Raw genomic sequence first — 12,536 nt, forward strand, 5'->3', positions numbered from 1 at the left:
CAGCTCGCCGAGAAGATGGAACAGATCGACGAGCATCTCGCCGAGCAGCGGGCTGAGACCCTGCGTGCCGGGCTCGCCGACTACGACCTGGACGACGAGGATGCAGCGCTCCTCGCCGGTATCACGCAGGGCGAAGACGGCATCCTGTTCAGCCCGGCGCTTCCGGTCGTCGCGATCGTCGGGCGACCGAACGTGGGCAAGTCCGCGCTCGTGAACCGCATCCTCGGCCGCCGCGAGGCCGTCGTGGAGGACACCCCCGGTGTGACCCGCGACCGCGTGACGTACAAGGCAGAGTGGGCGGACCGCCGCTTCTCGCTCGTCGACACCGGTGGGTGGGAGCCCGACGCCCGCGGCATCGACCGTTCGGTGGCGATGCAGGCTGAGATCGCCATCGACCTCGCTGACATGGTGCTGTTCGTCGTCGACGCGATGGTGGGTGCGACGTCGACCGACGAGCACGTCGTGAAGCTGCTTCGCAAGAGCGGCAAGCCGGTGTTCCTCGTCGCCAACAAGATCGATGATGCCCGCCAGGAGCCTGAGATCGCGGCTCTGTGGAGCCTGGGCCTCGGCGAACCGCACCCCGTGTCGGCCATCCACGGCCGTGGTGTCGCCGACCTGCTCGACGCCGTGCTGAAGAAGCTCCCCGAGATCTCGGCCGTCGCGAAGCAGGAGATCGGTGGGCCGCGTCGCGTCGCGATCCTCGGCCGCCCGAACGTGGGCAAGTCGTCGCTGCTGAACAAGGCTGCCGGTGAAGAGCGCGTGGTCGTCAACGACCTGGCCGGCACCACCCGCGACCCGGTCGATGAGGTCGTCGAGCTCGGCGGGAAGATGTGGCGCCTGGTCGACACCGCTGGGATCCGTCGTCGTGTGCACATGGCGCAGGGTGCGGACTTCTACGCCTCGCTCCGCACCTCGGCCGCGCTCGAGAAGGCCGAAGTCGCCGTCGTCGTGCTGGACGTCTCGGAGTCGATCAGCGAGCAGGACGTGCGCATCATCGACCTCGTTCTGGATTCGGGACGTGCCCTCGTACTGGCGTTCAACAAGTGGGACCGCCTGAACGACGAAGACCTCGAGAACGCCGAACGCCGTCGCTACCTCGAGCGAGAGATCGAGCAGGACCTGGCGCACGTCGCCTGGGCACCGCGCGTGAACATCTCCGCGAAGACCGGCCGGCACCTCGACAAGCTCGTGCCCGCGCTGGAGACGGCGCTGGAGAACTGGGACCGCCGCATTCCGACGGGCAAGTTCAACGCGTTCCTCGCCGAGCTCGTCGCCGAGCACCCGCACCCGCTGCGCGGTGGAAAGCAGCCGCGCATCCTGTTCGGCACGCAGGCGTCGACACGCCCGCCGACGTTCGTGCTGTTCACGACCGGGTTCCTCGACCCTGGGTACCGCCGGTTCATCCAGCGCCGCCTGCGCGAGCTCTATGCGTTCGACGGCACGCCGATCGTGATCAACATGCGGGTGCGCGAGAAGCGTCAGCGCTGATCTGTTCCGGCGCGTGTCGCGCCGTGGTGCTGCGGCCCCGATGCTGTGAAAGGCTGAGGGGGTGACCGTCGTACCTCCTGCCGCTGGTGAACCGCGTCGCCCTGAGGGGCCGCGGAACCCGGGTGACGCCTGGGTGATCGCAGAGTCGGGGGAGAAGTACTGGGGGCGCTTCGGCGCTGCCGGTCTTCTCGCCTACGACCCCGCGCGAGGAATTCTGCTGCAGCACCGTGTCTCGTGGAGCCACTTCGGGGGAACCTGGGGTCTGCCGGGCGGGGCGCTGCACGAGGGAGAGAGTGCGATCGGCGGGGCGATCCGCGAGGCGCAGGAGGAGGCGGGTGTGCCGGACGGCGCTGTGCGCGCGCGGTTCACGAGTGTCCTCGATCTGGGCATCTGGTCGTACACGACCGTCGTCGCTGATGTGCAGGTACCGTTCGATCCGGTGATCAGCGACCCGGAGAGTGTGGCGCTGGAATGGGTGCCCGTCGACCAGGTCGATGAGCGGCCGTTGCATCCGGGATTCGGTTCGTCGTGGCCGGCGCTGCGTGCACTGCTCGAGGTGCGTCCGGCGATCGTCGTCGATGCCGCGAACGTGGTCGGTTCGGTGCCGGACGGGTGGTGGAAGGATCGTGCCGGGGCGGCATCCCGCCTTCGCACCCGCCTGGAAGAGCTGGGTGTACCCGCTGATGCTCTGGAGCTCGCGGGAGACGTGTGGTTCCCCGAGGTGTCGATGGTGGTCGAGGGGCAGGCGCGTGGCATCGACACCGACTCGAGCACCGTCGCCGTCGTCCGCGCCGAGGCCGCAGGTGACGACGCGATCGTCGCCGAGGTCGAGCGTCGCGTCGCCGAGACGCAGACGGTCGTGGCCGTGACGAGCGATCGGGAGCTCCGTGAACGAGTGGAGCGCGCCGGTGCCGCTCAGGTCCGTTCAGCGGGATGGCTTCGCGAACTCCTCACGGATCACTGACCGGTTCGCATTCCGTGGAGCAGTGACTCAGACGAACATCACGCGTCGGGGCGGCGGGTCGGCGTAGTCGCGCCCCAGGGGGCTGTGCCACGTGATGCTGCCGTCTTTCTCCTGCTGGGCGGTCCACCGATGCGCATCGGGGATGTCCGGATGCTTCAGAGTGTGGTGACTCCGACAGAAGTGGCCGAGGTTGTCGAGTCTGGTCCTCCCGCCCTTCGCGTGATCGTGATTGTGGTCGATCTCGCTGCGGTGCACGGGCATGCGGCAGCCGGGGAATCGGCAGTGCCGGTCGCGCGCTCGGAGGAACCGCCGCATGCCCTCGGTCGGCGTGTAGGTGTCTGTCTCGACCACCATGCCGGTCGGATCGAGGAACAGGCGTGTCCAACCGCTGTTGCGCCCCGCAAGGTCGCGAGCGATGTCGGGGTGCAACGGGCCGTGACCGTCGAGTTCGGCCGGGCTGTCGTCGATGTCGGCGAGCGTCGTCGCGGCGACCGTCACCTGTACGCGGGCTTGGATGCCGTCGAGACCGTCTCCGTTCGCAGCGCTCGGATCTGCGGTCAAGAGCAGATCGGTGAAGAGGTCGGCCTCGGTCTGCGCCCACGTCCGGGTGTCGGCCGGGAACTGCTCGATCGTGGGGTCGGTTGCGAACGTGTCGCCGTCAGTGCCGCGAATCACCCCGACGTCGTAGAGATCGAACGACGGGTCGTCGAGGGAGAAGTCCTCCGGGCGGAGGTCGTCACCGTCGGTCTCGAACCACCACGGCATCGGCGTGATCTCTCGGGCGTCTCGGGCGTGCACGACCTCGCGGGTCATGCGGTTCAGCCTGTCCGAGATCGCGGTCGCGATCCACTCGGGGAGTACAGCGGTGAGCAGAGCCAGCCCGTCGTCGAGGGACTTCACCGTCACACATCGTTCTTCTGCAGCACGCCGATGCCTGTCCACGAGTGTCTCGCCGACGAGGGCGGCGGCGACCTGACGGGCATGAGCCCTCGTGCGGGCTGCCGTGTCGTGTTCTGCGACGACGAGCACCGCCGTCTCGAACAGTTCCATCACGGCGGCGTCAGCCTTCTGATTGCGGACGGCTTCCGCGACGAGTGCCCCCGCCCTGGCGATCTCGCGCACGTGCCCAGCGCCGATCGCACCGCTCGCGAACGCGGCGCGGATGCCGGGGAGGTGGGTGTGCAGCGCCCGCGCGTCTGCGAAGGCGAACTCCATCGAGCCTTTCGAGACCTGCCCGGCAGCGGAGAACTCGGCGATCATCGAGCGGTAGATCGCCTCGCGGTGGAACGGGCTCGTTGCGACATCGGCATCGTGGATGGCGATCTGCTCCATCAGCAACTCGGCAGCCTCCGCTTCGAGCGCGGCGATCCGACGTCTCGTGGCGACCCACGCGTCCAAGACGCGTCGACGATCCTCGAGTCCGAGGTCGAGATCGGTGGGGTTCGTCATACCGTCGAGTTTAGAACAAAACTTCGAAGAAAGGGAGTTTTGGAAGGATGGATGCCGAGATATCAGTCTGGTCGGTCGTCGTCTCGACCGCGAAGCTTGTCGATGTCGCGGCGCTCGCGCTTGGTGGGGCGACCTGCGCCGCGATCGCGCAGACCGAGGGCCGCCTGCGGTTCCCGCGCCGGAGTCTTGTCCTCATATGCCAACGCGGCGACCGGCGGCCCTACGCGCTTGACAAGGAGCTGGCGGACGATGAGGATCCGGTCGAAGCCGGCGATACGGATGCGCACCTCATCGCCCACTCGCACCTGCTGCGCGGCCTTGACCTTGTCGCCGTTGACGCGAACATGCCCCGCGCGGCATGCCGTCGTGGCGGCCGAGCGTGTCTTGTAGATCCGGATCGCCCAGAGCCAGCTGTCAACGCGTGCAGCGTCCATCAGGTGTTCCTCTTCCGAAGCGCGATCAGGGCACCGGCGACGATGAGGCCCTGCCCGATCGTGTAGGTGATCATCACCGCTGGGCTGCTCCACGACGGCAGCGAATCAGGGAGGAACAAGCGGAGCGCGAGGATCGTGTCGCTGGACAGGAAGAAGGCGCCGCCTACCGCGACGATGGGGTGGCAGCGGGCGGAGAAGGCAGCGGTTCCCCCCAGTACGAGTCCGTAGACGGCGACCCCGAGCAACAGGCCGCCGGTATGTGGTCCCAGGAACATCATCATCGCGATCCACCAGGCGGCGTAGACAAGAGCCCACCACGGCATCCTCCGGATCGCCAGATTCCGAGCGAACAGCACGATGTATGCCAGGTGGGCGATGCCGAAGAACAGCAGCATCAGAGGCAGCTCGGGCGCCCAGGGGAAGAATGCCCCTGCGCCGTCGCCGAGCCAGGAGAAGGCCAGGGCGGCGACCAGGAGGAACAGGGTCGTGCGCGGCCTCAGACGGCGCGCGGAGACGAGCACGGGAACGGCCAGCATGGGCATCAGCAGGAGCTTCGTCGGCCCGGCGAGCGGGTGGCCCGCGGCCAAGAACACGACGTGGAGGACCGACACCGCGACGAAGGGGAGGAACGCCCACGCGAAAGCGGTGGATGTCGCGCGACGCTGCATCTTCCCATCGTATGGTCGAGGGGCTGACGGCTCCGTCGGCGGGGTCAGCGCGCGCCCGCTGCTCACGATTCGACGGTGACCTGAGCGACGCTGTCGTCGACGCTCAGGTGCACAGCGGGCCAGTATCCCTCCGGGAAGTGCTCGCCGCAGCTGTCGATCAGGTGCAGGATGACGGTGCCGTCCGCGGCTGCTTCGATCGCCTCGATCGTGAGGTCGGATGCCGCATCATCGAGTTCGTGGGGTTGGAGCTCGCCCGTGCTGAAGTTCGTGACGACGGCGTCGGTCGCGATGCGTCGCAGCGCGGAGAGCCGCTTGACCGTATCGCGCATCCGGGGGAGGAGCGGGGCGACCTCGTCGGACGTCGTCCCCTCCAGCATGAGTTCGAGCTCGGTGCCGTCGACGGACACCGTGCCGACGAACCAGTCGTGTGTCAGCACCGTCCCGTCCGTGAGCTCGGAGCGGGCTCGGGAGAACATGCCGAGTTCTGGATCGTCGATGGTCGTGCTCTCGTCGCTCATGCCATCACGCTAGCGGCTGATGAGCATCGCGCGATCACGTGGCGAGCTCGAGTGCGACGAGCGCACGGCCGGGCTTGAGGTCGGTCTTCTCGGTGAACCCGGCCGCGAGAAAGGTGCCGAGAGTGCCGTGGAACAGGTCGTTGGTCCGCTGCTTCTCGCCTCGGGTGTCGACGGGGTATCCCTCGATGACGCGGGCTCCGGACTCTCGGGCATAGTCCACGGCTGCCTCGAGCAGTTCGAGGTTGAGGCCGGAACCGCGGTGCTCTCTGCGGACGACGAAGCACGTCACCGCCCACACCGAGTCGTCGTCGAACGGTTCGGTGCTCGCCGCTGCGATGATGCGCGTGCGGGGGATCCGGGCCTGGCGGGTGCGTGGGCCGATGCGGATCCAGCCCGCAGCATCGCCGTCGACGTAGGCGATGACTCCCGGTGGTGGGCCGTCGTCGATCTCGGCCCGGAGCATCTCGGTGCGCTGCGGGGTGGTCGTCGCATTCCAGTCCTTGTTGCTCAGGACCGGCCAGATGCACTGGCAGCTGGCGCCGTCTCCACCACCCGTGAGCGCGTGCTGCACGTCTTCCCAACGGGCGGGGGTCGCCACCTCGGTCGTGATCATCGCCATGCCGCGACGCTACGCCGGCCGTCCGACACTCGCAACGGGCCGGTTCGCGGAGGGGCCCAGGATGCGGCTAAGATAGGGGAGTTGCCTGCGCGAGAGTGCAGGCCAACGGGCTGTGGCGCAGCTTGGTAGCGCACTTGACTGGGGGTCAAGGGGTCGCAGGTTCAAATCCTGTCAGCCCGACCACAAAGCCCCGGAGAACCGCAGAAATACGGCGGAACTCCGGGGCTTTTTCTATGCTTGAAATCATGGCTGCGCGCCACCGGGGACAACGCTGCGCCTCGCCGCGCATTCAGACAGCGGCGGAACCCTGCTCCCAGAGTGCGGCTGTGGGGCGATGGCGTTCGTCGCGACGACGTGCAGGAGGGTCGCGGACGGACATCGTGAGCGAGATTCCTATGATGCGTCGTGCCTTGGGTCAGACCCGGCATGCCCGAGCGTGGGCGCCGAGGCCCGACCCATCTGCGGCGACCGGCCGTACGGGCCGTACGGGCTGACGCCCTTCACCGGCCAAAGTTAGACGGCCGCCGCCGGAACGGCGTCACGCCGGCCAGTAGTTCTTCTTGACGGTGACTTCTTCGATCCTCGCGGAGCCGCCGACAGAGCGCACATGCGCGTAAAGCCTGACGGGGCCGACCAAGCTGTACGGCATCACGTACTGAGCGTGCGTGATTCCATCGCTCGACACGGTCTTCGGGATCTCGACGGTGGGCTGGACGAAGGACTGCGCGACGGCGCCAGCCGAGTTCAGCGCTTCTGCGACCACTCGGAGCTGAAGGGCAGAAGCGACGCCGGACGCGCGAAGGTTGACGACGACATCTCCGGTCTCCCGCCGACCGGCGGCGAGCACCGCGAGATAGAACTCCGTGGCTCCGACGCGCACCGGCATCCAGGAGTTCGCGGGAATGACAGTGTTCCATGCGTAGGTTGTGGACTGATGGGTGGGCACGGGATCCTCCGGGGCGGCAGGTTGAGCGGGTGAGTTGTCGATGACGTAGTTCTCGAAGTCGACGGTGTTCCTGAATCCGAGCTGGGTCGGCGATCCTCCGATCCAGAGCGACATATGCACGTGCGCTCCGTAGCCGGTCTCGCTGTCGAAGCCGGATGCCCCCGAGTAGGCGATGATCGTCCCCTGCTCCACCCGGGTGCCGACGCGGACCACGCTGGAATCAAGATGCAGGTAGCGGATGTAGTTGCCATCGTCCGCGCGAAGCGCCAGATAGCGGCCGGTGGCCGTCGATGTGGTGTCCTTGCGGTCCACGATGAGGCCACTCGTCACGGCCATGACGGGCATGCCCCTCGGCACGGAGTAATCGGTGCCCGGTTCCGAGGAGTTGCGATTGCGGTGTCCTTGCCACGAATCGGAGATCGGTGCATAGCCACACGGCCGAATGTACGTTCCGGCAGCGGCTGCTCTCTCCCCGGGCGAGAAGACGCTCACCCCGAACATCGCGGCACCACCGGCCACGCCGGACGCGATCAGGGCGGACCTTCGGGACAACGTCGGCAGCGTCAGTGAGTTCGGTGGCGCCTCCGCCTGTTCTGCGCCGCACATCAGCGGTCGCCGCCCTCGTTCTCTCCGTTGATCAATTTCTGAATCTGGTCCTCGGGGAGGCGCTCGATCGAGGCGGAGGACAGGCCGATGTCCGGACTCGTCGGAGAGCCACCGATCGTGCACTGCGCTTCCCCCTGGAATCCGGAAGTCTGCGCGGGGACGATCACGAGCCATTCCGGGGTGACGTTGCGGTGTTCGATGCGGCTGGAGGCGGAGTCGAACTGCACGTCGCCGGCGAAGCCCGACTTCGTGGCGTCGACACAGATCTCGACCAGCTCACTGGCAGTGAAATCTCCGAAGGCCGAGGAACTGGGGCTGGAGCTGGGGATCGGGCTGGAGGTGGGAATCGTGCTGGAGGGGGTTGAGCCGGAGGCGCATCCAGCGAGAGCGACGGCTCCGAGCGCCAGCGCGGCCCCCAGGACGAAGCGTTCGAAACGGGGTGATGGCATGCTCCGAAAGTAGCAGCGCGAGAGTGCTGTACCGACTTGCCTCGACCGGCTGACGCAAATCCGCGCCCAGAAAATCTGCAATCTCCGGGTCAGGCCCGGTCGCAACCTCCGGGTCAGGCCCGGTCGCAACGGCGACTATGAGAACACCGACGTCCATTCATACTGGAATCCATCCACGAGCTCGAGGAAGATGTCGAGCACAGCCCGTCGGAGGATCCGATCCGACCGGTCGTATGACTCCGCAGGCGAAAGGCACAGCAGAACGATGACGTACCTCACGATCGGCACAGCCCTCGATGATCCCGAAGTCGCCGTGGAACTCGACGCGCGTCGGTTCAACCGGCACACGTTCTGGGTCGGCCAGAGCGGCAGCGGGAAGACCTATGCGCTCGGCGTGGTCCTCGAACAGCTCCTACTGGAGACCGAGCTACCGATGCTCATCCTCGATCCCAACGGGGACTTCACCCGGTTGCGGGAGACGAGGCTCACGGCGAGTGACGCGGATGCCGCCAGGGTGGCCGAAGCCGATATCCGGGTCTTCCGTTCGGGCGCGGGCGAGGGGGAGCGGCTGCATGCGCGCTTCGTCGACCTCACCGCGGCGTCGAAGGCGGCCGTGCTGCAGATGGATCCGATCGCCGACGCCGACGAGTACAACGCCTTGATCCACCTGGAACAGAATGCCGAGACCTTGGACGCACGAGGCATGGTGCCAGGGCTGCTCGGGTCTGTGGATCCGGGGAAGGCCAGGCTCGCGAAGCGGATCGAGAACCTGCAGGTCCTGGAATGGAACGTGTGGTCCCGCGGCGCGGTGTCGGTGGTCGACGTCGTGGATGAGCGCCCCCGAGCCACGGTTCTCGACCTCGGCGGGTTCGAGCACCCGGCGGAGCCGAAGGTGGCGGCCCTCGCCGTGCTCGAGCATCTCTGGGCGCGGCGCGAAGAACGACGGCCCGTCCTGATCGTCATCGACGAAGCACACAACCTCTGCTCGCCGAATCCGGAGACGGCCGTCGAACGCGCGCTCACCGAGCAACTCGTGCAGATCGCCGCCGAGGGACGAAAGTTCGGGCTGTGGCTGCTGCTCTCCACGCAGCGGCCCACGAAGATCCACCCCAACGTGCTCTCGCAGTGCGACAACCTCGCGCTGATGCGGGTCAATGCGCCGCGAGATCTCGCCGAGCTCGCCGACGTCTTCGGGTTCGCCTCGGAAGAAGCCATCCGCAGGTCGGCGGACTTCGTGCAGGGTCAGGCTCTGTTCGCCGGCGGCTTCATCTCGGCGCCGACCTTCGTGCAGATGGGGGATCGGATCACCGAAGAGGCCGGCGGCGACGTGAAGGTTCCCTTGCGCGTCGGGGGATGATGGGATCTCGATGTAGTGGTGGCACGACGAATCAGGAGCGGCAGCGTAGATGAACAGGCGGAGAACGGCTGCGGACGACGGGATCCTCCGGGTGCACAAGGCCCTGCGTTCAGGGTTCGGCACGGAGGCCGCCGTCTACGGCACGATTCTCGTCAGCGGACTGGTCGCGGTGTCCTCAGCGCACGGCGAGACGTCGCTGGTGGTGCTCGTGACGGTCGCCGTCACCGTGCTGGTGTTCTGGGGCGCGCACGTCTACGCCGGCACCGTGGCGAGGGTCAGCGATCGTGACGAACGAGAGCAGGGCGAGGATGTCGGCGTGCGTGCGGCGTTCGCGGCTTCGGTGAAGCACTCCCTCGGCATGCTCAGCTCCGCGACGGTACCGGCGGTGTTCCTGCTGGCAGGCACGACCCGCGTCATCCCCGACGGACTCGCGAACGATCTCGCGCTCTGGTCGGGCGTCGTCATCCTCGCGTTCCTCGGCTACGTCGCCTTCCTCCGTCGTGGCAGCCCCCTTCTCACGCGTGTTCTCGGAGCCTTGGGAACGGCGTCGTTCGGGATCGTGTTCGTGGTCCTCAAGGCGCTCGTGCACTGAGCGCGGTGCGCGAGGACAGGCTTGCGTCGCGGGGGCGCAGAGCTATCCTGAACGCGACGAACAAGGGAGAATCCGAATGACTCACCGGATCGGCTACCTCATCGGAAGCCTCGCCCACGACTCGATCAACCGCGTCCTCGCGACCGCACTCGTGAAGCTGGCGCCGCCCAGCCTGGAGATGGTCGAGATCCCCATTCGCGAACTGCCGCTGTACAACCGTGACGACGAGCTTGATCCGGTCGCCGCCGTCACCGAGTTCAAGAGAGCCGTGGAGCGCGCAGAGGGTCTGCTGATCGTCTCGCCCGAGTACAACCGCTCGATCCCCGGAGCACTGAAGAACGCGATCGACTGGGGTTCACGCCCGTGGGGGCACAACTCGTTCGCGCGAAAGCCCACAGGCATCATCGGTGCGTCCACCGGTGCGATCGGCACCGCTGTCATGCAGTCATCGATGCGCAGCGTGCTGAGCTTCCTCAACGCGCCGCAGCTCAACGCCCCCGAGGCCTACCTGACGTATCGGCCCGACATGTTCGGCCCGGATGGGACGGTCGAAGACGAGGACACACGGAAGTTCCTTCAGCACTACATGGAGGAGTACGCGGCCTTCGTCGAGCGAGTGCTCTCCCTCACCGCTCCAGGGCACGTCGGCGACCCGGAGCGATAGCGGGTCGCCGACGGACACTCAGAGTTCCCTCTCGCCGCCATCCACCCGGACCCGGTTCGCGGCCGCGATCACCGCGGAGAGACTCGCGGTGAGGACCGACCGCCCCCTGCCGGCCGACCAGGTGGTGCCGTCTTCTGCGCGGTGTTCGATGAGAGTCAGCGCATCGCTGTCGTTCCCCGAGCCCACGCTGGTCTGGTGCAGGCTGACGACATCGATCAGGATGCCGTGGGCGTCGAGCGCCGCGATCAGGGCCTCGACCGGACCACCACCGAGGTGACTGCTCGGATGCTCGCGCCCGTCGATGCGCAGGGCGATCGTGGTGGTGGTGAGCCCGCCCGCCTCGGCAATGTCGTATGAGACGAGGCCGACATCGGTGGGGAAGGAAGAGCGCAGATACGCCCGGTCGAACACGCCCCACAGCTCAGCCGCCGTGACCTCGGCGCCCGTCGTGTCGGTGTGCTGTTGCACGTGCCGGGCGAAGTCGATCTGCAGGCGCCGGGGCAGCTCGATCCCGTACTCGGTCTCCAGCAGGTAGGCGATGCCACCCTTGCCCGACTGCGAGTTCACCCGGATCACCGCGTCGTAGTCGCGGCCGATGTCGGCGGGGTCGATCGGCAGGTAGGGGACCCGCCACTCGATCTCTCGTTCCGCGCGCCCCTCCGCTGAAGCGCGTGAACGATGCTCGGCGAAGCCCTTCTTGATCGCATCCTGGTGCGTGCCGCTGAACGCCGTGTGCACCAGGTCGCCGACGTAGGGGTGGCGGGAGTGCACCTCGATCCGGTTGCAGTACTCGACGGTGCGGCGGATCTCGTCGATGTCGGAGAAGTCGATCATCGGGTCGACCCCCTGCGCGTGCAGGTTCAGGGCGAGTGTCGCGATGTCCACGTTTCCGGTGCGCTCGCCGTTGCCGAAGATGCAGCCTTCGACCCGCTGGGCCCCTGCCAGCACCGCGAGTTCGGCACACGCGATGCCGGTGCCGCGGTCGTTGTGCGGGTGCACGGAGAGGATCACGGCATCGCGACGGGCGAGGTTCTTGTGCATGTACTCGATCTGGTCTGCGTACACGTTCGGGGTGGCGACTTCGACTGTGGCCGGCAGGTTGAGGATCACCGGACGCTCGGGGGTGGCCTGCCACAGCTCGGTCATCGCATCGCAGATGTCGAGCACGTAGTCGGGCTCGGTCAGGTTGAACACCTCGGGGGAGAACTCGAACCGCACGTTCGGCATGTCTCCGGCGAACTCCCACACATCGCGGCCGCCGGCGAGGATGAGCTTCTTCAGGTCTTCGGGCTCGTGTCCGAGCACCATGCTGCGCCAGGTCGGTGCGGTCGCGGTGTACATGTGGATCACGACCGGATTGGTGATGCCGCTGATGGACGCGACCGTGCGTTCGATGAGCTCGCGGCGTGCGGGTGTGAACACGACGATCGTCACATCCTCGGGGGCGATGTCGCTCTCGGCGATCAGTCGGACGAAGTCGTAGTCGGTCTGCGACGCCGAGGGGTATCCGACCTCGATCTCCTTGTAGCCCATCGCCACCATCAGATCGAAGAAGCGGTGCTTGCGTGCCGGGTCCATCGGCTCGGCGAGGGCCTGGTTGCCGTCGCGCAGATCGACGGGCACCCACAGCGGTGCTGCAGTCAGGCGGCGCGTTGGCCAGTCCCGCTCGATCAGCGGGATGTCCACTCGGGAGTAGGCGTCGCGGTAGCGGTGCGACGGCATCTGGGAGTGTCGTTGCCGGTTCCACGAGGCGGAGTGCTCGGGCACGGGGCCGGTGGGGGT

General features: G+C 67.2%; 13 protein-coding genes and 1 tRNA gene. 6 read left to right on the plus strand and 8 right to left on the minus strand.

Going from position 1 to position 12,536, the window contains the following annotated elements; genetic code table 11:
* Nucleotides 1-15: 15 nt before the first annotated feature.
* Together der and CQ040_RS19880 are read left to right on the plus strand one after the other, a co-directional pair.
* A complete protein-coding gene (gene der / locus CQ040_RS19875; protein WP_258131691.1) occupies nt 16-1,488 on the plus strand; it encodes a ribosome biogenesis GTPase Der in 1,473 nt (490 codons plus the stop codon).
* A gap of 61 nt (nt 1,489-1,549) precedes the next feature.
* Nucleotides 1,550-2,452, plus strand: a complete 903-nt coding sequence (locus tag CQ040_RS19880) for an NUDIX hydrolase (protein WP_105528593.1) — start codon at nt 1,550-1,552, stop codon at nt 2,450-2,452.
* 27 nt (nt 2,453-2,479) lie between these two features.
* Here CQ040_RS19880 and CQ040_RS19885 read toward each other — a convergent pair whose 3' ends face one another.
* From CQ040_RS19885 to CQ040_RS19905, 5 genes are all read right to left on the minus strand, one after another.
* Nucleotides 2,480-3,901: an HNH endonuclease signature motif containing protein gene (locus tag CQ040_RS19885; protein ID WP_105528592.1), complete on the minus strand. Its 1,422-nt coding sequence runs from the start codon at nt 3,899-3,901 to the stop codon at nt 2,480-2,482.
* 62 nt (nt 3,902-3,963) lie between these two features.
* A complete protein-coding gene (locus CQ040_RS19890; RefSeq protein WP_028504068.1) occupies nt 3,964-4,335 on the minus strand; it encodes an RNA-binding S4 domain-containing protein in 372 nt (123 codons plus the stop codon).
* Complete coding sequence (locus tag CQ040_RS19895) at nt 4,335-5,003, minus strand: lysoplasmalogenase (RefSeq protein WP_105528591.1); 669 nt, start codon at nt 5,001-5,003, stop codon at nt 4,335-4,337. The genes CQ040_RS19890 and CQ040_RS19895 overlap by 1 nt, the downstream gene beginning before the upstream one ends.
* 62 nt (nt 5,004-5,065) lie before the next feature.
* Entirely contained in the window at nt 5,066-5,521 is a 456-nt protein-coding gene (locus CQ040_RS19900; RefSeq protein WP_105528590.1) for a hypothetical protein, read from the minus strand.
* A 34-nt stretch (nt 5,522-5,555) separates the two neighbouring features.
* Complete coding sequence (locus CQ040_RS19905; protein WP_105528589.1) at nt 5,556-6,140, minus strand: GNAT family N-acetyltransferase; 585 nt, start codon at nt 6,138-6,140, stop codon at nt 5,556-5,558.
* A gap of 106 nt (nt 6,141-6,246) precedes the next feature.
* Between CQ040_RS19905 and CQ040_RS19910 the strand changes: the two genes are divergently transcribed.
* Nucleotides 6,247-6,323 (plus strand) — tRNA-Pro (locus tag CQ040_RS19910).
* A gap of 355 nt (nt 6,324-6,678) precedes the next feature.
* Here CQ040_RS19910 and CQ040_RS20845 read toward each other — a convergent pair.
* Together CQ040_RS20845 and CQ040_RS20850 are read right to left on the minus strand one after the other, a co-directional pair.
* Entirely contained in the window at nt 6,679-7,692 is a 1,014-nt protein-coding gene (locus tag CQ040_RS20845; RefSeq protein ID WP_308736995.1) for a M23 family metallopeptidase, read from the minus strand.
* Nucleotides 7,692-8,141: a hypothetical protein gene (locus CQ040_RS20850; RefSeq protein WP_181157085.1), complete on the minus strand. Its 450-nt coding sequence runs from the start codon at nt 8,139-8,141 to the stop codon at nt 7,692-7,694. The genes CQ040_RS20845 and CQ040_RS20850 overlap by 1 nt, the downstream gene beginning before the upstream one ends.
* Nucleotides 8,142-8,406: 265 nt before the next feature.
* On the opposite strand from CQ040_RS20850, the gene CQ040_RS19920 reads away from it, so the two are divergent.
* The 3 genes from CQ040_RS19920 (at nt 8,407) to CQ040_RS19930 (ending at nt 10,754) form a co-directional block, all read left to right on the plus strand.
* The gene (locus CQ040_RS19920) at nt 8,407-9,498 is read left to right on the plus strand and encodes an ATP-binding protein (protein ID WP_105528586.1); all 1,092 of its coding nucleotides are present in this window, start codon (nt 8,407-8,409) and stop codon (nt 9,496-9,498) included.
* Nucleotides 9,499-9,547: 49 nt separating this feature from the next.
* Entirely contained in the window at nt 9,548-10,090 is a 543-nt protein-coding gene (locus CQ040_RS19925; RefSeq protein ID WP_105528585.1) for a hypothetical protein, read from the plus strand.
* Nucleotides 10,091-10,166: 76 nt separating this feature from the next.
* Nucleotides 10,167-10,754, plus strand: a complete 588-nt coding sequence (locus CQ040_RS19930; protein ID WP_105528584.1) for an NADPH-dependent FMN reductase — start codon at nt 10,167-10,169, stop codon at nt 10,752-10,754.
* 18 nt (nt 10,755-10,772) lie between these two features.
* Here CQ040_RS19930 and CQ040_RS19935 read toward each other — a convergent pair whose 3' ends face one another.
* Nucleotides 10,773-12,476 carry a 2-isopropylmalate synthase gene (locus CQ040_RS19935; RefSeq protein ID WP_105528583.1) on the minus strand — a complete coding sequence of 568 codons (1,704 nt, stop codon included), beginning with the start codon at nt 12,474-12,476 and terminating at the stop codon, nt 10,773-10,775.
* Nucleotides 12,477-12,536: the final 60 nt, after the last annotated feature.

This window comes from Microbacterium sp. MYb54 (genome assembly GCF_002979515.1).
GTDB lineage: Bacteria > Actinomycetota > Actinomycetes > Actinomycetales > Microbacteriaceae > Microbacterium.